Consider the following 21469-nt stretch of genomic DNA (forward strand, 5'->3'; position numbering starts at 1 on the left):
GGCCCGGGTGCGGGAAGCGGCCGCCCGGCCCGTCGGCGCACCCCCGCCCCGCCCGGCACCCCGCCACGCGGCGGTAGCCGCACATCGACACAGCCTCGACCTCCACGTCTAGGTCGCCAAGGACTGGCAGCGCGACCCGAAACAGCTCCGCCGACTCGGCTTCTGAGCACCCCCGAGCACTGCGGGCCCGGGGGCGGGAGAAGGACTGGCAGCGCGACCCCGAGCAGCTGCGGTGGCTTCAGGGGGTCGGGGGGCGGAAGCCGATGGTGGGGACCGCGCGGCGCAGGGGCCACGGGGCGGGGGTCGCCAGGTCGTCGTCCGGGACGAGGCCGGTCAGGAAGGCGTAGCGGCTGAGGGCCGCCGGGTCCTGGTCCTCCAGGGACCGGACCTCGCGCCACCAGGTGGCGATCTCGCACCAGCCCGGCGCCGACAGCGAGCCGCCGAACTCCTGGACGGAGAGGGCGGCGGTCAGCCCGGCGAAGGCCAGGCGGTCGGCGAGCGGCCAGCCGGCCAGGGTGCCGGTGACGAACCCGGCGACGAACACGTCCCCGGCGCCGGTCGGGTCCAGGGCCTCGACCTCGATGGCCGGGACCTCGGCGCTCTCCCCCGTGCGCCGGTCCACCGCGTAGGCGCCGTCCGCGCCGAGGGTGACCACGGCGAGCGGCACGTGCTCGGTCAGGGCGTGCGCGGCGGCGCGGGGGCAGGTGGCGCCGGTGTAGCGCATGGCCTCCTCCGCGTTGGGCAGGAACGCCTCGCAGTGCGCCAGGTCGGGCAGCGCGGCCAGGTCCCAGGCGCCGGTGTCGTCCCAGCCGACGTCGGCGAAGACCCGGGTCCCGCGGGCCGCGGCCCGGGCGATCCAGGGGGCGCTGACGCCGGGCGCGAGGGAGGCGACGGCGGCGCGGGCGCCGGGCGGGCAGTCGGGCGACGGTTCCTCGGGCGGCGGCTCGTGGCCGTGCGAGACCATCGTGCGCTCCCCCTCGTACGCCATGGAGACCGTCACCGGCGAGTGCCAGCCGGGCACCGTGCGCGAGGGGGCCAGGTCGATGCCCTCGCCCCGGGACAGGGCGTCCCAGCAGTAGTCGCCGTAGTGGTCGTCGCCGAACGCGGCGGCCAGCGAGGTGCGCAGGCCGAGGCGGGCCAGCGCGGTCGCCATGTTGGCGATGCCGCCCGGGCTCGACCCCATCCCCCGCGCCCAGGACTCGGTCCCGCGCACCGGGGCGGAGTCGAGCCCGGTGAAGATCACGTCGAGGAAGACGGTGCCGGTCAGGTACACGTCCCAGGGCGGGTCCTGCGGGGTGCGCAGCGCGGCGAGGGGATCGACCTCGGGCCGGCGGTGCGATCCCTCGCCCTGGGTGTGGCGGTGCGTTCTCTCGTCGGCCGGCATGACGGGCATGGCGGGCACGTCGGACGCGGTGGACACGGTGGACGCTGTCACGGTGCGCTCCCTGGCATGGTGCGGACCCCGCCAGTGTGCACCACGCCGCCGACGGTGCGGCGGTGCCGGCCGCGTGGCGTCAGGCCGTGGCCGGCCCCGGCTGCGCGGTCCGGGCGGCGCCCGGACCGGTCTCCGGGGCCGGGGCCGCCGCCGCCCTGGCCGGCCGGGTGCGGACCCGGTCGTTGCGTCCGCCGCCGCGCACCAGCAGCACGCTCAGCGCGGCCAGGAAGCCGACGACGGTCAGACCGACCAGGCCGCCCTTGGTCGAGCCGGTGGTGTCCTCGATGAGGCCGAAGGCGGTGGGGGCGACGAACCCGCCGAGGTTGCCGATGGAGTTGATCAGCGCGATGCCGGGCGCCGCGGCGCGGGCGTCGAGGTAGCTCTGCGGGATGGTCCAGAAGACCGGGGAGGCCGGTTTGAAGCCCATCGCGGCCAGGCACAGCGCGCCGAGCCCGACCCAGGGCGAGACGAACACGGCCAGCAGGGTGCCGCAGCCGCCCAGCAGGAGCAGCACCACCAGCACGGGCCGGCGCTTGCCGATGCGGTCGGAGATACGGCCGCTGACGAACAGGGCGACCAGCGCGCACAGCCACGGCACGGCGGTCAGCAGCCCCACCTGGAAGTCGCTCACCCCGCCGATGTCGTCCACGATCGACGGCAGCCAGAAGGTCACCGCGTACAGGGCGACGTTGATCGCGAAGTAGATCCAGAGGAAGAGCAGCATCTGCGGGTCGGCGAGCAGTTTCCAGCGGGAGACCTCGGCCGCCTTCCCGCCGCGCCGCGCGTCCCGTTCCTCCTGCTCGGCGTCGATGGCCGCGACCAGGCCGGTCTTCTCCTCGTCGGTCAGCCAGGTCGCCTGCTCGACGCCCGAGTCGAGGAAGCGGTAGACGACGAAGCCGAGGACGACGGAGAAGACGCCCTCGATGAAGAACATCCACTGCCAGCCCGCGTGGCCCCAGATCCCGTGCATCTCCATCAGCGCGCCCGAGACCGGGCCGACGATGACGGTGGCGGTGCCGGAGCCCATCAGGAAGATGGAGGTGGCGCGGCCCCGGTGGGAGTCGGGGAGCCAGCGGCTGAAGTAGTAGATGACGGCCGGGAAGAAGCCGGCCTCGGCGACGCCGAGCAGGAAGCGCAGGGCGTAGAACATCTCCACGCTGTCGACGAAGGCCATCGCGGTGGCGACGACGCCCCAGCTGATCATGATGCGGGTCAGCCACACCTTGGGCCCGAACCGCTCCATCAGCACGTTGGAGGGGACCTCGAAGAGGGCGTACGCGATGAAGAAGATTCCGGCGCCGAGTCCGAACGCGGCGGCCGACAGGCCCACGTCGGCGCGGAGTTCGTCCTGGGCGAAGCCCAGGTTGACGCGGTCCATGTAGTTCGCCACGAACATGACGAAGAAGAGGGGGACCACGCGGCGGAAGATTTTGCGGACGGCGGACTGTACGGCGGGGGAATGCACCTCGGGATGTGCTGCTGCGGACACGAGCGGCTCCGGTCGTGGCAGGGGACGGGGGGGGAAGGGGCGGTCAGCGACGGGGACGGTTCACCAGCGGGGGACGGACGGGGTGACCCATCCGGGGTCGGCGACCCGCATCGCCGCCGCGTCGTCGCGGTCGCGGAGCGTGCCGTCGTCGTCGAGCCAGCGCCGGTGCAGGAACTCCAGCCGGTCGCGGTCGAGTTCGACGCCGAGACCGGGGGCGTCGGAGACGGCGACCTTGCCGCCGTCGAAGGTGAGCCGCCGGGTCAGCACGTCCTCGGACTGCCAGGGGTAGTGGGAGTCGCAGGCGTGGTGGAGGTTCGGCACGGTGGCCGCCACGTGGGTCATGGCGGCGAGGCTGATGCCCAGGTGGGTGTTGGAGTGCATGGAGACGCCGACGCCGAAGGTGCGGCAGACGGCGGCCAGTTGCTGGGTGTTGCGCAGTCCGCCCCAGTAGTGGTGGTCGGAGAGCACGACCTGCACGGCGCCCCGGGTGAACGCCTCCTGGATCTCGGCGAACGTCGTCACGCACATGTTGGTCGCGAGCGGCACGCCGGTCTTCGCGGCGACCTCGGCCATCGCCGGGGTGCCGAGCGCGGGGTCCTCCAGGTACTCCAGGACGTCCCCGAGTTCCGCCGCGACCTTCAGGGAGGTCTCCACGGACCAGGCGCCGTTGGGGTCCAGGCGCAGGGGGTGTCCGGGGAACGCCTCGGCGAGCGCCCTGATCGCGGCGATCTCCTCCTCGGGCGGGAAGACGCCGCCCTTGAGCTTGAAGGAGCTGAAGCCGTACCGCTCGGTGAAGGCACGGGCCTGGGCGACGACTCCGGCCGGATCGAGGGCGGCGCCCCAGTCGTCCTTCTCGGCCGCCACGCCCTCGGGGTGGCCGGCCCACTTGTAGAAGAGGTAGGCGCTGTACTCCACGGCGTCGCGGACCTTGCCGCCGAGCAGGGCGTGCACGGGCAGGCCGAGCGCCTTGCCGAAGGCGTCGAGGCAGGCGACCTCGAAGCCGGAGACGACGGACAGGCGCAGCTTGTCGGCGGTCTGGACGCCGCGCAGCCCGCCGACGTCGACCTGTCCGGAGACCCGGGAGGAGTCGACGGCGACCTCGTCGGCGAGGGTGAACAGGCCGTTGAGGTCGGACACCTGACGGCCGATCAGCTTGTCGGCGAACGGGCGGGCCAGTTCCAGGTACTTGGCGTCGCCGTAGGTCTCGCCGACGCCGGTGACGCCGTCGGCGGTCTCCACCTCGACGATCAGGCGGGGGGTGTACGGCTGGTGCACACCCTGCGTGTTGAGCAGGGGCGGGTCGGCGACCAGGATCGGCGTCAGGTGGACGGCCGTGATGGTCAGGTCGCGGGTCACAGGGCGGCTCCTACGAGGTCGAGTCCGGTGGCGAGCAGGGTCTTGAGTTCGGCGAGGTCGGCGGGCGAGGGGTCGGTGAGGGGGGCGCGGGCCGGGCCGACGGGGCAGCCGCGCAGCCGGGCCGCCGCCTTCACCAGGGAGACGGCGTATCCGGGGACGCGGTCGCGCAGTTCGACGAGCGGGACGTAGAAGTCGCGCAGCAGCTTGTCGACCGTGCCGGTGTCGCCGCCGTGCAGGGCGGTGAGGAAGGCGTTCGCGATCTCGGGCGCGAAGGCGTGCACGGCGGAGGAGTACGCGGGGACGCCGACGGCGGCGTACGCGCGGGCCTGGACCTCGGCGGTGGCGGCGCCGTTGAAGAAGAGGAAGTCCTCGGGGGCGGCGAGGACCGAGCGCTGGAGGCGGTCGAGGTCGCTGTGGCCGTCCTTGAGACCGATCACGCCGGGGACGCGGGCGAGGCGCCGGACGGACTCGGCGGTGTAGGCGACCTGGCCGCGCTGGTAGGCGATGAGCGGGAGCCGGGTGCCGGCTGCGATCCGCTCCACCTGGGCGACCAGGCCGTCCTGCGGGGCGGCGGTGAGGTAGTGCGGCAGGACGAGGAGGGCGTCGGCCCCGGCCTCCTCCGCGATGCGGGCGAACCGCAGGGCCTGCGCCCAGCCGTAGCCGGTCCCGGCGACGACCGGCACCCGGCCCGCGCTCTCCTCGACCGTGATGGTGACGACCTGGCGGTACTCGTCCTCGTCGAGGGAGAAGAACTCGCCGGTGCCGCAGGCGGGGAAGACGGCGCCGGGATCGGTGGCGAGCCGCTCGGCGACGTAGGCGCGGTGGCCGTCGGGGTCGAGCGAACCGTCGTCGCGGAAGCTGGTCAGCGGGAAGGACAGCACGCTTTGGGCCATCCCCTCGCGCAGCCGTCGGACCACGGCCGCCCGGGCGGCGTCGGTTCCTGGGCCGGTTCCGGCGCCGGGGCCGGGGCGCACGCTGGTGCCCTCGCTCGTCATCTCCACCGTCTCCTGTCTCCGTATGTAGATGTCGTCCACGTATGAAGATGGAGAGTAGAGAGGTGGCCCTGGAGCGTCAATGGGTCGGCGGCATCGGATTACGATCGGCGCATGGCGGAGACTGGTGGCGCGGCAGGGGGCGCGACGGGCGGCGTCCGCGAGGTGAAGTCCGCGGCGCGCACGGTGGAACTGCTGGAGGTGCTGGCCGCCCGCGGCGACCGCCCGGCCCGGCTCCAGGAGCTCGCGGACGGGCTGGGCGTGCCGCGCAGCTCGATGTACGCACTGCTGCAAACCCTGATCTCGCGCGGCTGGGTCCGCACCGACGTCACCGGCTCGCTCTACGGCATCGGCATCCACGCCCTGCTCACCGGCACCAGCTACCTGGACTCCGATCCCCGGGTGCGGGCGGTGCGGCCGTATCTCGACGAGGCGTCCGAGGCGCTGGGCGAGACCATCCACCTGGGGCGGCTGGACGGGCACGACGTGGCGTATCTGGCGACCCGGGAGTCGCACGAGTACCTGCGCACGATCAGCAGGGTGGGGCGCCGGCTGCCCGCCCACGTGGGCGCGCTGGGCAAGGCGCTGCTGGCCGAACGGCCGGACACGGAACTGCCCGAGGGGCCGTACGAGGTCTTCACGCCGCACACCCACACCAGCCGGGAGTCCCTGGCGGCCGACCTCGCCCGGACCAGGGAGCGCGGCTACTCCGTCGACCGCGAGGAGGGCGTGCCCGGCATCGTCGGCTTCGGCTTCGCGCTGCGCTACGAGGTCCCGGCGCTGGACGCGATCAGCTGCTCGGTGCCGGTGGCCCGGCTGACGCCGGATCACGAGGCGCGGATCGTGGCGGTGATGCGGGAGATCAGGGCCAAACTGGAGGCGACGATTCCGGGCGGAAGCGGCGCGGTCCACTGGCGTTAGCGCTCGCTACTACCCGGCCTCGACACCCCCAAACGGGTCTGTGATACAGATCACACCCCCTTGCCTGTTTCGGGTCTCCCCGCGCTTGATACAAATTGCCCGCGCGTTCCGGTCAGTCGACGGTCGTCGCCCCCTCCCTCCCCACCGTCCCTTTCGCATGCCCTGGGAACGCCCGTGTTCGCCCCCCGCACCACCCCCTGGCCTCTCGTCGCCCTTTTCACGGCCGGGTACCTGCCTCCGTACCTGCTGCCCACCACCGTCGGCAGACTCGACACCGGTCTCCCCCTGTCCGCCACCCAGGCGGGCGCCGTCGGCAGCGCCCTGCTGCTGAGTTCGGCGACCGCGGGCTTCCTGCTGGCCTCCCGGGTGCAGCGGGCCGGCGCCCGGACGCCGGCCCGCTTCGGGCTCGCGCTGGCCGTCCTCGGCTACGGCGCCGCCGCGCTCACCACCGCCGTCCCGGCCGTCGTCGCCAGCGCGGTCGTGGGCGGTTTCGGATCGGGGACGGCCACCACGGTCGCCGCGACCCGGATCGCCGCCGAGAAGGACCCGCACCGCGCCTCCACGATGGGCCTGCTGAGCGTGTCCGCGCTGGCCGGAGCGGTGTACCTGGCGGTGCCCCACCTCGGCCGGGCGCACGGTCTGCCGCTGGCCGCGATCGCCCTGACGGCACTGGCCGTGTGGCCGCTGACCGGCCGCCTGCCGGGCGCGGAGGCCACCGCCCCCACCACACCCGGCACCGGCACCACCGCCCCGCTCCCCCACCGCCGTTCGGGACTCGTCCTGGCCGTCACGGTGCTGTGCTGGTCCCTCGCGCAGAACTCGCTGTGGGGCGTCAGCGGCCGGATCGGGCTGACGCAGGCGGGCCTGGGCGACGCCACCCTCGGGCTGGTCTTCGCCGTCGCGCTGGGCGCGGGGCTGGTCGGGGTGCTGGTGGCCGGCGCCCTCGGACCGCGGCTGGGGCGCGCGATGCCGGTCGGCGCCGGCACGGTGCTCATCGCGGGGTGCATCGCGGTCAGCGCCTCGGCGACGACCCCGGCCACCTTCGCGACCGGGGAGATCGCCTGGAACACCGTCTACCCGGTCGTGCTGTCGTACCTGATCGGCCTCGCCGCCTCGCTCGACCCGCGCGGCCGGTGGGCGGTGCTCGTCGGCTCGGCGTCCTCGCTGGGCACGGCGGCCGGGCCGCTGGCCGGCAGTGTCCTGTCGGCGCGGGCCGGTTACCCGGGCATGGGGCTGGTCCTGGCCGCCGGGCTGCTGCTGCTCGCCGCGCCGATGACGGCGGTCGCCCTGCACACCGCGGGCCGGCCGCTGCGGTCCGGCGCGATCCGCCGCCGCGGCGGCACCCCGGCCGCGCTGGTCGCCGCCGCCACGGGCACGCCGAGCGGTGCGGTGCCGGAGGTCGGTGCCGTGGAGCAGCCGGTCGTGGAGATCGACGTGGCGGCCCCGGCGGTGGCCGTCCAGGGCGCCTACGACACGGCGGGACCCCGGCAGGCGGCGGCCACACCGGGGTCCGGGACGGGCTGAGGTCTACGTCGCTCTACGTCGCCCTACGCCGTCGGGAAGTCGTACGCCTCGACCTCCGCGAGGTAGCGCGCCCGCAGGTCCTCCTCGTCCTCCAGGAAGGAGGCGAGGAAGGAGTTGCGGGCCAGCTCCCGCAGCCGCTCCCCGGTGAGACCGAGGGCCTCGCGCACGGCGTCGAAGTTGTCCCCCGCGTAGCCGCCGAAGTAGGCCGGGTCGTCGGAGTTGACCGTGCACATCAGCCCGGCGTCGAGCATCGCGGGCAGCGGGTGGTCGGCGAGGGTGTCGACGGTGCGCAGCCGCACGTTGGACAGCGGGCACAGGGTGAGCGGGACACGCTCGCGCACCAGCCGCTCGACCAGCGCCGGGTCCTCCACACAGCGCAGCCCGTGGTCGATCCGCTCGACGCCGAGGACGTCGAGGGCCTCGACGACGTACTCCGGCGGCCCCTCCTCGCCCGCGTGCGCGACCCGGCGCAGCCCGAGGGCGGCGGCGGCCTCGTACACCTCGCGGAACTTCACGGGAGGGTGGCCGACCTCGGCGGAGTCCAGGCCGACGCCGGTGATGCGGTCGAGGTACGGCTTCGCGGCGTCCAGCGTCGCCAGCGCCGACTCGGCGGACTCGTCGCGCAGGAAGCAGAGGATCAGCCGGGTGGAGACACCGTGGTTCTCGCGGCTGGCGCCCAGCGCCCGCCACAGCCCCTCCACGACCGTGCCCATCTCCACGCCCCGGGCGAGGTGGGCCTGCGGGTCGAAGAAGATCTCGGCGTGCCGGACGCCCTGGGCGGCGGCGCGGGCGAGGTAGGCGTTGGCCAGGTCCTCGAAGTCCCGCTCGGTGCGCAGGACGGCCATCAGTGCGTAGTACAGGTTCAGGAAGGACTGGAGGTCCGCGAAGCGGTACGCCTCGCGCAGCGCGTCCTCGTCCGCGTACGGCAGGGAGACGCCGTTGCGGGCGGCCAGCGCGAAGGCCAGCTCGGGTTCCAGGGTGCCTTCGATATGGAGGTGCAGTTCAGCTTTGGGCAGGGGCATCAGAGCATCGTACGGCGGCCTTACCGACGTTTCGGAACCGGTACGCGGGTGAGGTCGCGGGCCACGGTCAGCTCGCCCTGGTAACCGGCGGCGCGTGCCTGCCGCTCGAACTCCTCCGGGTCGGAGTAGCGCTGGCTGAAGTGGGTGAGGACCAGGTGCCGTACGCCCGCGTCCCGGGCCACCCGCGCGGCCTGACCGACGGTGAGGTGGCCGTGGTCGGTGGCGAGGGTCTCGTCCTCGTCGAGGAAGGTGGACTCGATCACCAGCAGGTCGCAGCCCTCGGCGAGCGCGTGCACGCCCGCGCACAGCCGGGTGTCCATGACGAACGCGAACCGTTGGCCGCGCCGCACCTCGCTGACCTCGTCGAGCGCGACGCCGTTCAGCGAGCCCTCGCGCTGGATGCGGCCGACGTCGGGGCCCTGGATGCCGTGCGCGGCGAGGCGGTCGGGCAGCATGCGGCGGCCGTCCGGTTCGGTGAGCCGGTAGCCGTACGACTCGACCGGGTGCGACAGCTTGCGGGCGTCCAGGGTGTAGGCGGGGGTGACCGCGAGGGGGCCGTCGGCGGCGACCGGGGCCTCGGTGAGGGCGACGGTCTCGCGGTAGGCGGTGGCGTACCGCAGGCGCTCGAAGAAACGCTGCCCGGAGCGCGGGTAGTGGGCGGTGATCTCGTGCGGGACCTGGTCCAGGTTGATGCGCTGGATCACCCCGGCCAGGCCCAGGCTGTGGTCGCCGTGGAAGTGCGTGACGCAGATCCGGTTCAGGTCGTGGGCGGCCACCCCGGCGCGCAGCATCTGGCGCTGGGTGCCCTCGCCGGGGTCGAACAGGATGCCCTCGCCGTCCCAGCGGAGCAGGTAGCCGTTGTGGTTGCGGTGCCGGGTCGGGACCTGGCTGGCGGTGCCGAGGACGACGAGTTCACGTACGGACACGGTGGCTGCCGCCTCGGACTATCCGGGGGGCCATGCGAGGCCGCGGCCGCCGAGCACGTGGGCGTGCGCGTGCCAGACGGTCTGTCCGGCGCCGCTGCCGGTGTTGAAGACGGTGCGGTAGCTGTCCAGCTTCTCGTCGTCGGCGACGGCCTGGGTCTCGCGCAGCACGTCGGCGGCGAGCTGCGGGGCCTCGGCGGCGAGGGCGGCGGCGTCCTTGTGGTGCGCCTTGGGAATCACCAGGACGTGGGTGGGCGCCTGCGGGTTGATGTCCCGGAACGCGACGGTGGTCTCCGTCTCACGGACGATCGTCGCGGGAATCTGCCCTGCGACGATCTTGCAGAACAGACAGTCGTCCTGTGCCTCGCCGGCCACTTGGCTCTCCTCACACGGTTGATCTTCTGCGGGCATCGTATCCGCCACCTCCCCAGCTGCGGGCAGTCGTGCCTCCCCCAGTGCCTGAACGGCCTGGGAGGTACCCCCAGGGCGGCACGGGTGGGCGCAGCGGCACCCCGCTACGCCGGGCCGCGACACCCACCCCCGGCCGACTACGGCAAGCTCGGCGGCGTCTTCGCCGGGGTCTCCTCCAGCGCCGCCAGCGCGAGCGCGATCGCCTCGTCCAGCTGGGGATCGCGGCCCGCCGCGTAATCCTGCGGACGCTGCGGCACCTCCACGTCCGGATCGACGCCGTGGTTCTCCACGCCCCACCCGTACCCCTCCAGCCAGAACGCGTACTTCGGCTGCGTGATCAGCGTGCCGTCGACCAGCCGGTAGCGGCTGTCGATGCCGATGACGCCGCCCCAGGTGCGCACGCCGACGACCGGCCCGATCCCCAGCGCCTTGATCGCCGCGTTGACGATGTCCCCGTCCGAGCCGGAGAACTCGTTGGCGACGGCGACGACCGGCCCGCGGGGCGCGTCCTGCGGGTAGCTGGTCGGCCGCATGCCGCGCGGCAGGTCCCAGCCGACGATGCGCCGGGCCAGCTTCTCCACCACCAGCTGCGAGGTGTGCCCGCCGCGGTTCTCCCGGACGTCGACGACCAGGCCCTCTCTGGCCACCTCGACCCGCAGGTCGCGGTGGATCTGGGCCCAGCCGGGCGCCTGCATGTCCGGGACGTGCAGGTAGCCGAGCCGCCCGCCGGACTGCTCGTGGACGTAGGCGCGCCGGTCGGCGACCCAGGCGTGGTAGCGCAGCGGCTCCTCGTCGGCGAGCGGGACGACGACGGCGTGCCGCAGCTCGCCGCCGCCGGCCGGGGAGACGGTCAGCTCGACCGGCTTGCCCGCCGTGCCGACGAGCAGCGGCCCGGGACCGGTGACCGGGTCCACGGCCTGCCCGGCGACCGCGACGATCGCGTCCCCGGCGCGCACCGCGACCCCGGGCGCGGCGAGCGGGGAACGGGCGTCGGGGTCGGAGGTCTCCGAGGGCAGCACGCGGTCGATGCGCCAGGTGCCGTCCTCGTGGCGGGAGAGGTCGGCGCCGAGCAGGCCCTGCCGGGCGCCGGAGCCGTGGCCGCCGCGGGGGGTGACGTAGGCGTGCGAGGTGCCGAGTTCGCCGTGCACCTCCCACAGGAGGTCGACCAGGTCGTCGTGGGTGGCGACGCGGTCGAGGACGGGCCGGTAGCGGTCCAGGACGCCGTCCCAGTCGACGCCGTTCATGTCGGCCCGCCAGTAGTGGTCCCGCATGATGCGGCCGGTCTCGTCGAACATCTGCCGCCACTCCGCGGCCGGTTCGACCCGCTGGCGGACCCGGCCCAGGTCGACGGTGACGTTGGTGTCGCTGTCCTCGTCGCCGGAGGCCCGCCGGTCGCTGGGCACGACCTTGAGCCGTCCGTCGGTCCACAGCAGCACCCGCTTGCCGTCGCCGCTGACCTCGTAGTGGTCGGCGTCGCCGGCGAGGTGCTCGACGCGCTGCTGGGCGAGGTCGTACCGCTCCAGCTCGGTGTGGGGGTCGGGGTCCTCCGGGGTGGCGCGGGAGGCGCCGAGGACGCCGGTGAGCGGGTGGCGCAGCCACAGGACGCCGTCCTTGGCGGCGCGCAGCCGGGAGTAGCGGGCGGCCTCTACCGGGAAGGGCACGATGCGGTCGGCGAGGCCCTCGATGTCGATCCGGGTGGTGGGGGTGCCCTCGCTGTCGGGGGTCTCCTCGCGGTCCGGTGTCTCGAAGGGCCGGCCGTGGCGCTGCGGGCCGAAGGGCGAGGGGGTGGTCGCGGCGAGGGTGATCAGGTAGGGCCGGGCGCCCTCGACGAAGGCCAGGTCGAAGACGTGCTCGTCGTAGACCGGGTCGAAGGAGCGGGTGGAGAGGAAGGCGAGGTGCTTGCCGTCCAGGGTGAAGGCGGGCGAGTAGTCCTGGAAGCGCAGCGGGGTCGCCTCGCTCACCGACAGGTCGGTGGTGTTGGCGAGCTTGAGCTGGCGCAGCGGGTCGGGGCCGGGGTGGGACCAGGCCAGCCAGGCCGAGTCCGGCGAGAAGACCAGGCCGGACGCGTCGCCGTCCTCGCTGCGGTCGACCTCGCGGACCTCGCCGCTCTCGCGCTCGACGAGCAGGACCCGCCCGTCGTGCGAGGCGACGGCGACGCGGCTGCCGTCGGGGGCCACGGCGAGGTTCAGCACCCGGCCGAGCTGTCCGGCGGCCAGGCGCCGCGCGGTGGCGCCGGGGGCGAGGCCGGTGGCGGGCGCGAACTCCAGGGCGTCGTCGCCCTCGGCGTCCGTCACCCACACCACCCACTCCTCGCCGTCGGCGCGGAAGGTGCGCGGCAGCCGGTTGCGTACCCCGGGGGTGGCCGCGAGCGCGCGCGCCGGTCCGGAGCGGTGGGTGACCCAGTGCACGCCGCCGCGTACGGCGACGGCGCTGCCGCGCGCGGTGTGGTCGGGGGACGCGGAGCCGAACCAGCGGGCCGCGTTGACCGGGTACGGCTGGAGGTCGACGCGGGCGCCGCCGAGCCGGATGTCGAGCTGTCGCGGCTCGGCGCCGTCGAGGTCGTCCAGCGTCCACAGTTCCCCGGCGGAGGAGTAGACGACGCGGGTGCCGTCGGTGGCGGCGTGCCGGGCGTAGAAGCCGTCGACGGGCGTGTGCCGGCGCAGGTCGGAGCCGTCGGCGAGGGAGGAGTACAGGGCGCCGGTGCCCTCGTGGTCGGAGAGGAAGGCGATCCGGTCGCCGACCCAGAAGGGGTACTCGATGTTGCCGTCGAGGTCGGCGTGCAGGCGGACGAACTCGCCGTCGTCCTCGCGGTCGATCCACAGCTTGCCCGCCGTGCCGCCCCGATAGCGCTTCCACCAGGCGGCCTCGCGGCCCATCGGCGCGGACAGCAGCACGGTGTGCGGGCCCTGGGCGACATCGCCGACGGGCCCGTACGGCAGGGTGGCCGCCGGTCCGCCGTCGAGCGGGACGGCGCGGGCCCAGCTGCGGCGCAGGCTGGCCTGGCCGTAGGTGCTGAGGGCGAGGACGCGGCCGTCGGCGGTCCAGCCGCGGACCTGGGTCCTGATGCTGCCCCAGTGGGTGAGGCGCCGGGCGGGACCGCCGTCGACGGGCGCGACGTGCACCTCGGGGGCGCCGTCGCGGGTGGAGGTCCAGGCGACCGCGGTGCCGTCGGGCGAGATGCGGGGGTGGTTCACCGGCACGTTGTCGGCGCTGACCCGCCAGGCCCGGCCGCCGTCGAGCGGGGCGAGCCACACGTCGTCCTCGGCGGTGAAGGCGACCAACTCGCCGTGCGGGTGCGGAAAGCGGAGGTAGGCAGGCGCTGCGGGCTGAGTCACCCCCATACCCTATGCAGGGGCGCCGCCCGCCGACAGAGGTTTGGATCACTTCCCGGCCGCCGGGCGCCATGGCCCGCCGGAGGTGGGCTACTTGCCCTCCACCGGCCGGCAGTGCGGGTCGTCCGGGCACCAGATGGTCCGGGTGACGGTCACGGTGGGCCCGGGCCCGTGCGGGGAGGGCCGGTTCGCGGGCGGTGCGCTGGTGGCGTCGCAGTCGCCCAGCCCGTTGACCCGGAACCACTCCTTGCCGTCCACCTTCGCGGTCAGGTTCCCCCGCACGCAGGCGCCGTTGACGACCCGGGTGACCTTGCCGTCGACGGTGATGTCCTGTCCGGTGTCCGTCCTGCCCTCGCAGTCGACGGAGGCGACGGCCTTCTCGGTCGCCGACGCGGTGGTGTCCTTGTCGCCGAAGGACGCGGTGCAGGTGAGCCAGCTCACCTCGGCCTTCTGCCGCTCCAGTTCACGGGTCACGGTCCGGTCGGTCGTGTACGCCACCGACGCGGAGCTGAGCCCGCCCGGGTCGCACGCGACGAGTGTGCCGACGGCGACGGCCGAGCCGACCACCACCGGAGCCATGCGCCAAATCCGTCTCGAAGCCCCCATGCGGGGCAGCCTGCCACCGCCCCGGGACCGGCGGTAGGGCGCATACGGCCACTCCTCACCACCGTGGCGCCCCGGGCCACGCGTCCCACCGGTGGACGGACCGCACCCGCACGCCGTCGCGGTACGGCGTCGGCGCGTCCCGCGGTCGGCGGGTCAGGACCAGCGGCCGGTGCGGGCCAGGAGCACGGCGGTCGCGGCGGTGCCCGCGGTGGAGGTGCGCAGGACGCTGCGGCCCAGCCGGTAGGGCCCCGCACCGGCCTCGGCGAACAGGGCCAACTCCTCGGGGGACACGCCCCCTTCGGGGCCGACGACGAGCACGATGTGGCCGCTGTCGGGGAGTGCGACGGCGGACAGGGGTTCCTCGCCGCTCTCGTGGAGTACGGCGGCGAAGTCGGCCTCGGCCAGAAGTGAGGCAACCTGCTTGCTCGTCGCCGCGTCCGCGACGTCGGGGAAGCGGACCCGGCGGGACTGCTTGCCCGCCTCGCGGGCCGTCGCCCGCCACTTGCCGAGCGCCTTCAGGCCGCGCTCGCCCTTCCACTGCGTGATGCACCGGGACGCCGCCCAGGGCACGATGGCGTCGACGCCGACCTCGGTCATCGTCTCGACGGCCAGCTCACCGCGGTCGCCCTTGGGCAGGGCCTGGACGACGGTGATGCGGGGCTGCTCGACGGGCTCCTCCCGTACGCCGTCCACGACGGTGACGACCAGGCGGTCCTTGCCCTCGGCGGCCTTCACGACGCCCTCGGCCCAGCGGCCGTGCCCGTCGGTGAGGACGACCTCCTCGCCCGCCCGCAGCCGCTTCACGGAGACGGCGTGCCGCCCCTCCGGGCCGTCCAGGACGTATTCGCCCGCGGTCAGGTCCTGGGGCCGCAGGGAGTCGGCCACGAACACCGGTGCCGTCATCGCGCGCCGCCTCCCGTCGCATAGCCCGACAACGCTGTCCCGGCGGCGGCGAGTTCGGCCGCCAGCACCTCCACCAGCTGTCCGGCGGGCAGTTCCCGGGCCATCCGGTGGCCCTGTCCCGCCCACAGTGCCATGCCCTGCGCGTCGCCCGCCTTCGCCGCGGCCTTGCGCAGCGGCGCGGTGAGGTGGTGCAGCTCCGGGTAGGCGGCGGGGGCGTAGGGACCGTGCTCGCGCAGGAAGCGGTTGACCAGGCCGCGGGCGGGGCGGCCGGAGAAGGCGCGGGTGAGTTCGGTGCGGACGTACAGCGGGTTGGTCAGCGCCTGCTTGTGCAGGTCGTGCGCGCCGGACTCCGCGGTGGCGAGGAAGGCGGTGCCGAGCTGGGCCGCGCTCGCCCCGGCGGCGAGGACCGCGGCGATCTGGCTGCCGCGCATGATGCCGCCGGCGGCGACGACCGGCAGGCTCACCGCCTCCCGGACCTGGGCGACCAGCGACAGCAGGCCGGTGCCGGCGCCGTCGGTCTCCGGGTTGTCCCGGTGGGTGCCCTGGTGGCCGCCGGCCTCGACGCCCTGGGCGATCACCGCGTCGGCGCCGGACCGCTCGACGGCCCGGGCCTCGTCCGCGGTGGTCGCGCCGACCAGGGCGAAGGTGCCCACGCGGTGCAGGGAGTCGACGACCTCACGGCTCGGCACGCCGAAGTGGAAGGACACCACCGGTACGGGGTTGTCCAGCAGTACGGCGAGCTTGGTGTCGTAGCCGTCGTCCCGGCCCGAGTCGGGGTCGCCCAGCTCCGTCTCGTACCAGGCGGCCTCGCCGGCCAGCTGGTGGGCGTAGACGTCGACGGCGGCGAGGTCGGCCGTCTCCGTCTGCGGCAGGAAGAGGTTGACGCCGAAGGGGCGGCTCGTCAGTCCCCGCAGCTGTTTGATCTCCTGGTACATCCCGTCCGCGGTCTTGTACCCCGCGGCCAGGAAGCCCAGCCCGCCCGCCTCGGACACCGCGGCCGCGAGCCGTGGCACGGAGACGCCGCCCGCCATGGGCGCCTGCACGATCGGGTAGGGGAAGAGATCGGTCAGTGCGGAGGACATGACGGCATGTTGTCACGTCCCCCACACAAGTCCGAATCCGGGCTTCCGACGGCATACGCCAGAAGCATCCGCATCCCCGGAGGGCCCTTGGCCCCCCGCCCAGCCGCGCCTCAGCGCCCGTTGAACGCGTCCTTCAGCCGCGAGAACAGCCCTTGCTGCCCGGGCTGACTGTGCCTGCCCGGGGGCAACCCCCGGACCCCCGGCAGGCTCCCGGCCGCCGCCCACACCGGCACAGTCGACCACCGCCCGCCGGGCCGCGTCTCAGCGCCCGTTGAACGCGTCCTTCAGCCGCGAGAACAGCCCTTGCTGCCCGGGCTGGAACTGCCCGGTCGGGCGTTCCTCGCCGCGGAGTTTGGCCAGCTCGCGCAGGAGGCGTTCCTGTTCGGGGTCGAGCTTGCCGGGGGTGGTGACCTCGACGTGGACGATGAGGTCGCCCCGGCCGCCGCCGCGCAGGTGGGTGACGCCCCGGCCGTGCTTCGGGATCGACTGGCCGGACTGGGTGCCCGGGCGGATGTCGACCTCCTCCATGCCGTCGAGGGTCTCCAGCGGCACCTTGGTGCCGAGGGCCGCCGCCGTCATCGGGATGGTGACCGTGCAGTGCAGGTCGTCGCCGCGGCGCTGGAAGGTCGAGTGCGGCAGCTCGTGGATCTCGACGTACAGGTCGCCGGCGGGGCCGCCGCCGGGGCCGACCTCGCCCTCGCCCGCGAGCTGGATCCGGGTGCCGTTGTCGACACCGGCCGGGATCTTCACGGTCAGGGTGCGCCGGGAACGGACCCGGCCGTCGCCCGCGCACTCCGGGCACGGGGTCGGGACCACGGTGCCGAAGCCCTGGCACTGCGGGCAGGGCCGCGAGGTCATGACCTGGCCCAGGAAGGACCGGGTGACCTGCGAGACCTCACCGCGGCCGCGGCACATGTCACACGTCTGGGCCGACGTGCCGGGCGCCGCGCCCTCGCCGTTGCAGGTGTTGCAGACGACCGCGGTGTCGACCTGGATGTCCTTGGTCGTACCGAACGCGGCCTCGTCCAGCTCCACCTCGATGCGGATCATCGCGTCCTGGCCCCGGCGGGTGCGCGAGCGCGGCCCGCGCTGCGACGCCGTACCGAAGAACGCGTCCATGATGTCCGAGAAGTTCCCGAAGCCACCCGCGCCGAAGCCGCCCGCGCCACCGCCGGCGGCCTGCGAGAGGGGGTCGCCGCCGAGGTCGTAGACCTGCTTCTTCTGCGGGTCCGACAGCACCTCGTAGGCGGCGTTGATCTCCTTGAACCGCTCCTGGGTCTTCGGATCGGGGTTGACGTCCGGGTGCAGCTCGCGGGCGAGCCTCCGGAACGCCTTCTTGATCTCGTCCTGGGAAGCGTCGCGGCGCACGCCGAGTACGGCGTAGTAGTCCGTGGCCACCTACGACTCCGCCAGGATCTGTCCGACGTACCGTGCCACTGCGCGTACCGCTCCCATCGTTCCCGGGTAGTCCATGCGGGTCGGTCCGACCACGCCGAGCTTGGCAACCGCCTCGCCGCCCGAACCGTAGCCGACCGACACGACGGACGTTGAGTTGAGTCCCTCGTGGGCGTTCTCATGACCGATCCGTACAGTCACGCCCGGATCCTTCGCCTCGCCGAGCAGCTTGAGGAGCACGACCTGCTCCTCCAGTGCCTCCAGCACCGGCCGGATCACCAAGGGGAAGTCGTGCCCGAAGCGGGTCAGATTGGCGGTGCCGCCGATCATCAGCCGCTCCTCGTTCTCCTCGACCAGCGTCTCCAGGAGAGTGGAGAGCACGGTGGAGACCGTACCGCGATCCTCGGCCTCGAAGGCCTCCGGCAGATCTTCCACCAGAGACGGCACATCCGTGAAACGGCGCCCCGCGATCCGGCTGTTGAGCCGCGCCCGCAGATCGGCCACCGCCGCCTCGCCGAACGGCGCCGGGCAGTCGACCATCCGCTGCTCGACCCGGCCGGTGTCCGTGATCAGCACCAGCATCAGCCGCGCGGGCGCGAGCGAGAGCAGCTCCACGTGCCGCACCGTCGAACGGGTCAGCGACGGGTACTGCACCACGGCGACCTGCCGGGTGAGCTGCGCGAGCAGCCGCACCGTGCGGGCCACCACGTCGTCGAGGTCGACGGCGCCCTCCAGGAAGTTCTGGATGGCACGCCGCTCGGGCGCGGTCATCGGCTTGACGCCGGCCAGCTTGTCGACGAAGAGCCGGTAGCCCTTGTCGGTCGGGATGCGCCCGGCGCTGGTGTGCGGCTGGGCGATGAACCCCTCGTCCTCCAGGGCCGCCATGTCATTGCGCACGGTGGCCGGGGAGACGCCGAGGTTGTGCCGCTCGGTGAGGGCCTTGGAACCGACCGGTTCCTCGGTGCCGACGTAGTCCTGGACGATGGCGCGCAGCACCTTCAGCCTGCGTTCACTGAGCATCGGCGCACACCTCCAGCTGTCCGTCCGCCCGTTTCCGGCCTGTCTGTCCTGGCACTCATGGCGCACGAGTGCCAGACTTCCCCGGCCCCAGTGTACGGCCGCGGGGTACGCCCCCGGCAAGGCCGGGACCAAGCCGTTAGCGTCGTCGCCGTGACGGTGACTTGGGCAGAGCTGGGCTGGGAGCGGCTGGCGGACGGGGTGGGGCGGTGCCGGCTGCCGGGGTGGGACTGCACGGCGGGGCTGGTGCTCGGCGCCGAGGCGGCGCTGATGGTGGACGCGGGGTCGAGCCTGGACGAGGGCGCCCGGTTGCGCGAGGAGGCGCGGCGGCTGGCCGGCCGCCGTGTGACACATCTCGCGCTGACCCACCCGCACTTCGACCACGTCTTCGGCGCCGCGGCCTTCCCCGACGCGCAGGTGTACGGCGCGGTGGGCACGGGCGCGCTGTTCGCGCCCGGCGGACCGGGGCGGCAGGCGCTGCACGCGGACGCGGTGGCGGAGGGCCTGGACGCGCGGCGGGCGGCGGAGGCCGCCGACGCGCTCGCCCCCGTCGGCCACGAGGTCCGCGGCGAGCGCGTGCTCGACCTGGGCGGTGGACGGCGGGTCCGGCTGGCCGACGTGGGCCCGGGACACACCGGGCACGACCTCGCGGTACGGGTGCCGGGCACCCCGGCGGTGGTCTTCTGCGGCGACCTGGTCGAGGAGTCCGGCGAGCCGCAGGCGGGCCCCGACGCCGTACCGGCGCGCTGGCCGGCCGCCCTGGACCGGCTGCTGAAGCTGGGCGGCGACGACGCGCTGTACGTCCCCGGTCACGGAGCGGTGGTGGACGCGGCCTTCGTCCGGGCCCAACGGGACGTGCTGGCCGCCCGGTTCGGCGTGTCGCGTTGATCACGGGGCGGGCGTTCCTCGTATCGTCGGCGGAATGCGCCAGTACTCCGCCGACCTGACCCCTCCGTGGAAGAAACCGCAGCCCGTTCCCGAGGTACCGGCCGACCCCGGCCTGGTGGTCGAGGAGCCCGGCACCGGGTTCTGCGGCGCCGTCATCGGCTGCGAGGCGGGCACGGTGACCCTGGAGGACCGCTTCGGCAAGCACCGGGTCTTCCCCCTGGAACCGCGCGGCTTCCTGCTGGAGGGCCGCGTGGTGACGCTGGTCCGCCCCTCCTCCTCCAGTCCCGCGCGCCCCTCTCGTACGGCGTCCGGTTCGGTCGCCGTCCCCGGCGCACGCGCCCGGGTGGCGCGCGCCGGGCGCATCTACGTCGAGGGGCGGCACGACGCCGAGCTGGTCGAGAAGGTCTGGGGCGACGACCTGCGCATCGAGGGCGTGGTCGTGGAGTACCTGGGCGGCGTGGACGACCTGCCGTCGATCGTCGCCGAGTTCGCCCCGGGCCCGGACGCGCGGCTGGGCGTCCTGGTGGACCACCTGGTGCCGGGTTCGAAGGAGTGGCGGATCGCGGAGGCGGTGACGAGCGAGCACGCGCTGGTCGTCGGCCACCCGTACATCGACATCTGGGAGGCGGTGAAACCGTCGTCGGTGGGGATCGACGCCTGGCCCCGGGTGCCTCGCGGTCAGGACTGGAAGACGGGGGTGTGCCGGGCCCTGGGCTGGCCGTCGGAGAACACGGGCGCGGTGTGGCAGGCGATCCTGGCCCGGGTGGGCTCGTACAAGGACCTGGAGCCGGAGCTGCTGGGCCGGGTGGAGGAACTGATCGACTTCGTGACGGCGTAGCAGCTCGATCGTTTCAGCCCCTCCGGCGTTTGAGGAGCGGGGGTCCGGGGGCAGCGCCCCCGGGTCGGGACGGGAAGGGGCGGCGGGGGCGAGGAACCCCCGTCAGTCCACCAGATCCCGCACCACCGCGTCCGCCAGCAACCGCCCGCGCAGCGTGAGCACCGCGCTCCCCGCCTCGTACGGCCCCTCCTCCAGCAGCCCCTCGGACAGCGCCCGCCGCGCCGCCGCGAGCCCCGCCTCCTTCAGGAGCGCCAGCGGCACGCCCTCCCGCAGCCGCAGCTCCAGCAGGACGCGCTCCACCCGCCGGTCCTCGTCCGTGAGGATCTCGCGCCCGGCACCCGGGGACTTCCCCGCCGCCAGCGCCGCCGCGTACGCCCCCGGGTGCTTCACGTTCCACCACCGCACGCCCCCCACGTGGGAGTGCGCGCCCGGCCCCGCGCCCCACCAGTCGGCGCCCCGCCAGTACAGCTCGTTGTGCAGGCAGCGCCCCGCGTCGGAGGTGGCCCAGTTCGACACCTCGTACCAGTCGTAGCCCGCCGCGGACAGCGTCTCCTCGGCGATCAGGTACCGGTCGGCGTGCACGTCGTCGTCGGTCATGGGGACCTCGCCGCGCCGGATGCGCCGGGCCAGCTGGGTGCCCTCCTCGACGATCAGGGCGTACGCCGAGACGTGGTCGGGTCCGGCGCCGAGCGCGGCGTCCAGCGAGGCCCGCCAGTCGTCGTCGGACTCGCCGGGGGTGCCGTAGATCAGGTCGAGGTTGACGTGGTCGAAGCCGGCCGCGCGGGCCTCGGCGACGCAGGCCTCGGGGCGGCCGGGGGTGTGGGTGCGGTCCAGGATCTTCAGGACGTGCTGCTTCGCGCTCTGCATGCCGAAGGAGATCCGGTTGAAGCCGCCCTCGCGGAGCGCCGCGAGGTACGCCGGGTCGACCGACTCGGGGTTGGCCTCCGTCGTGATCTCCGCGTCCGGCGCCAGGCCGAACTCGTCGCGCACTGCGCGCAGCATCCGCACCAGGTCACCGGCGGCCAGCAGGGTGGGCGTACCGCCGCCGACGAAGACGGTGCGGACCTCGCGGGGGTCGTCGCCGAGCACCTTGCGGGCCAGGCGGACCTCGTCGACGAGGGTGTCGGCGTAGTTGTCGCGGGAGGCGAGGACGCCGCCGGTGCCGCGCAGCTCGGTCGCGGTGTAGGTGTTGAAGTCGCAGTAACCGCAGCGGGTCGCGCAGTACGGGACGTGCAGGTAGAAACCGAGGGGGCGGTCGGCGGCCCCGGCGAGCGCGGACGCGGGCAGGGCACCGTCGGCGGGGACGGGCTCGCCGTCGGGGAGTGCGGAGGGCAT

General features: G+C 74.0%; 18 protein-coding genes. 4 read left to right on the plus strand and 14 right to left on the minus strand.

Annotated features, from left to right (window positions below):
* Positions 1-238: 238 nt before the first annotated feature.
* From ACIRGB_RS17420 to ACIRGB_RS17435, 4 genes are all read right to left on the minus strand, one after another.
* Positions 239-1384 (minus strand): carbohydrate kinase family protein, encoded by a 1146-nt coding sequence (locus ACIRGB_RS17420; RefSeq protein ID WP_403866024.1) that lies wholly within the window; start codon positions 1382-1384, stop codon positions 239-241.
* 130 nt (positions 1385-1514) lie between these two features.
* On the minus strand, positions 1515-2900 hold the full coding sequence (locus ACIRGB_RS17425) for an MFS transporter (RefSeq protein ID WP_403866027.1): 1386 nt from the start codon (positions 2898-2900) through the stop codon (positions 1515-1517).
* A gap of 84 nt (positions 2901-2984) precedes the next feature.
* On the minus strand, positions 2985-4280 hold the full coding sequence (locus ACIRGB_RS17430; RefSeq protein WP_403865132.1) for a glucarate dehydratase family protein: 1296 nt from the start codon (positions 4278-4280) through the stop codon (positions 2985-2987).
* Positions 4277-5275: a 5-dehydro-4-deoxyglucarate dehydratase gene (locus ACIRGB_RS17435; RefSeq protein WP_403865135.1), complete on the minus strand. Its 999-nt coding sequence runs from the start codon at positions 5273-5275 to the stop codon at positions 4277-4279. The genes ACIRGB_RS17430 and ACIRGB_RS17435 overlap by 4 nt, the downstream gene beginning before the upstream one ends.
* 111 nt (positions 5276-5386) lie before the next feature.
* On the opposite strand from ACIRGB_RS17435, the gene ACIRGB_RS17440 reads away from it, so the two are divergent.
* Positions 5387-6193, plus strand: a complete 807-nt coding sequence (locus ACIRGB_RS17440) for an IclR family transcriptional regulator (protein WP_403865138.1) — start codon at positions 5387-5389, stop codon at positions 6191-6193.
* A gap of 174 nt (positions 6194-6367) precedes the next feature.
* Positions 6368-7717: an MFS transporter gene (locus ACIRGB_RS17445; RefSeq protein WP_403865141.1), complete on the plus strand. Its 1350-nt coding sequence runs from the start codon at positions 6368-6370 to the stop codon at positions 7715-7717.
* A gap of 23 nt (positions 7718-7740) precedes the next feature.
* On the opposite strand, the gene ACIRGB_RS17450 is transcribed toward ACIRGB_RS17445, so the two are convergent.
* The 9 genes from ACIRGB_RS17450 to hrcA form a co-directional block, all read right to left on the minus strand.
* Positions 7741-8739 (minus strand): adenosine deaminase, encoded by a 999-nt coding sequence (locus ACIRGB_RS17450; protein ID WP_403865144.1) that lies wholly within the window; start codon positions 8737-8739, stop codon positions 7741-7743.
* A 20-nt stretch (positions 8740-8759) separates the two neighbouring features.
* The gene (locus tag ACIRGB_RS17455; RefSeq protein ID WP_403865147.1) at positions 8760-9665 is read right to left on the minus strand and encodes a ribonuclease Z; all 906 of its coding nucleotides are present in this window, start codon (positions 9663-9665) and stop codon (positions 8760-8762) included.
* Positions 9666-9683: 18 nt separating this feature from the next.
* Entirely contained in the window at positions 9684-10037 is a 354-nt protein-coding gene (locus ACIRGB_RS17460; RefSeq protein ID WP_403865150.1) for a histidine triad nucleotide-binding protein, read from the minus strand.
* 173 nt (positions 10038-10210) lie between these two features.
* Complete coding sequence (locus tag ACIRGB_RS17465) at positions 10211-13414, minus strand: S41 family peptidase (protein WP_403865153.1); 3204 nt, start codon at positions 13412-13414, stop codon at positions 10211-10213.
* 81 nt (positions 13415-13495) lie between these two features.
* The gene (locus ACIRGB_RS17470; RefSeq protein ID WP_403865156.1) at positions 13496-13984 is read right to left on the minus strand and encodes a hypothetical protein; all 489 of its coding nucleotides are present in this window, start codon (positions 13982-13984) and stop codon (positions 13496-13498) included.
* 180 nt (positions 13985-14164) lie between these two features.
* Complete coding sequence (locus ACIRGB_RS17475; protein ID WP_403865159.1) at positions 14165-14914, minus strand: 16S rRNA (uracil(1498)-N(3))-methyltransferase; 750 nt, start codon at positions 14912-14914, stop codon at positions 14165-14167.
* A complete protein-coding gene (locus ACIRGB_RS17480) occupies positions 14911-15996 on the minus strand; it encodes a nitronate monooxygenase (protein WP_403865162.1) in 1086 nt (361 codons plus the stop codon). Before ACIRGB_RS17480 ends, ACIRGB_RS17475 begins: the two co-directional genes overlap by 4 nt.
* 261 nt (positions 15997-16257) lie before the next feature.
* Complete coding sequence (gene dnaJ, locus ACIRGB_RS17485) at positions 16258-17394, minus strand: molecular chaperone DnaJ (RefSeq protein ID WP_003976250.1); 1137 nt, start codon at positions 17392-17394, stop codon at positions 16258-16260.
* On the minus strand, positions 17395-18411 hold the full coding sequence (gene hrcA, locus ACIRGB_RS17490) for a heat-inducible transcriptional repressor HrcA (protein ID WP_403865165.1): 1017 nt from the start codon (positions 18409-18411) through the stop codon (positions 17395-17397).
* 150 nt (positions 18412-18561) lie between these two features.
* Between hrcA and ACIRGB_RS17495 the strand changes: the two genes are divergently transcribed.
* A complete protein-coding gene (locus ACIRGB_RS17495; protein WP_403865168.1) occupies positions 18562-19296 on the plus strand; it encodes an MBL fold metallo-hydrolase in 735 nt (244 codons plus the stop codon).
* Between the two features lie 34 nt (positions 19297-19330).
* Positions 19331-20134, plus strand: a complete 804-nt coding sequence (locus tag ACIRGB_RS17500) for a DUF3097 domain-containing protein (protein ID WP_403865171.1) — start codon at positions 19331-19333, stop codon at positions 20132-20134.
* 102 nt (positions 20135-20236) lie between these two features.
* On the opposite strand, the gene hemW is transcribed toward ACIRGB_RS17500, so the two are convergent.
* Positions 20237-21469, minus strand: a complete 1233-nt coding sequence (hemW, locus tag ACIRGB_RS17505) for a radical SAM family heme chaperone HemW (protein WP_403865174.1) — start codon at positions 21467-21469, stop codon at positions 20237-20239.

Source organism: Streptomyces sp. NPDC102490 (genome assembly GCF_044765285.1).
Classification (GTDB): Bacteria; Actinomycetota; Actinomycetes; order Streptomycetales; family Streptomycetaceae; genus Streptomyces.

Coding starts and splice junctions, on each gene's coding strand:
- ACIRGB_RS17470 (WP_403865156.1), bottom strand. CDS start 13,984: ATGGCTCCGGTGGTGGTCGGCTCGGCCGTCGCCGTCGGCACACTCGTC.
- hemW (WP_403865174.1), bottom strand. CDS start 21,469: ATGCCCTCCGCACTCCCCGACGGCGAGCCCGTCCCCGCCGACGGTGCC.
- ACIRGB_RS17480 (WP_403865162.1), bottom strand. CDS start 15,996: ATGTCCTCCGCACTGACCGATCTCTTCCCCTACCCGATCGTGCAGGCG.
- ACIRGB_RS17465 (WP_403865153.1), bottom strand. CDS start 13,414: ATGGGGGTGACTCAGCCCGCAGCGCCTGCCTACCTCCGCTTTCCGCAC.
- ACIRGB_RS17435 (WP_403865135.1), bottom strand. CDS start 5,275: ATGACGAGCGAGGGCACCAGCGTGCGCCCCGGCCCCGGCGCCGGAACC.
- hrcA (WP_403865165.1), bottom strand. CDS start 18,411: ATGCTCAGTGAACGCAGGCTGAAGGTGCTGCGCGCCATCGTCCAGGAC.
- ACIRGB_RS17440 (WP_403865138.1), top strand. CDS start 5,387: ATGGCGGAGACTGGTGGCGCGGCAGGGGGCGCGACGGGCGGCGTCCGC.
- ACIRGB_RS17420 (WP_403866024.1), bottom strand. CDS start 1,384: ATGCCGGCCGACGAGAGAACGCACCGCCACACCCAGGGCGAGGGATCG.
- ACIRGB_RS17450 (WP_403865144.1), bottom strand. CDS start 8,739: ATGCCCCTGCCCAAAGCTGAACTGCACCTCCATATCGAAGGCACCCTG.
- ACIRGB_RS17500 (WP_403865171.1), top strand. CDS start 19,331: ATGCGCCAGTACTCCGCCGACCTGACCCCTCCGTGGAAGAAACCGCAG.
- ACIRGB_RS17475 (WP_403865159.1), bottom strand. CDS start 14,914: ATGACGGCACCGGTGTTCGTGGCCGACTCCCTGCGGCCCCAGGACCTG.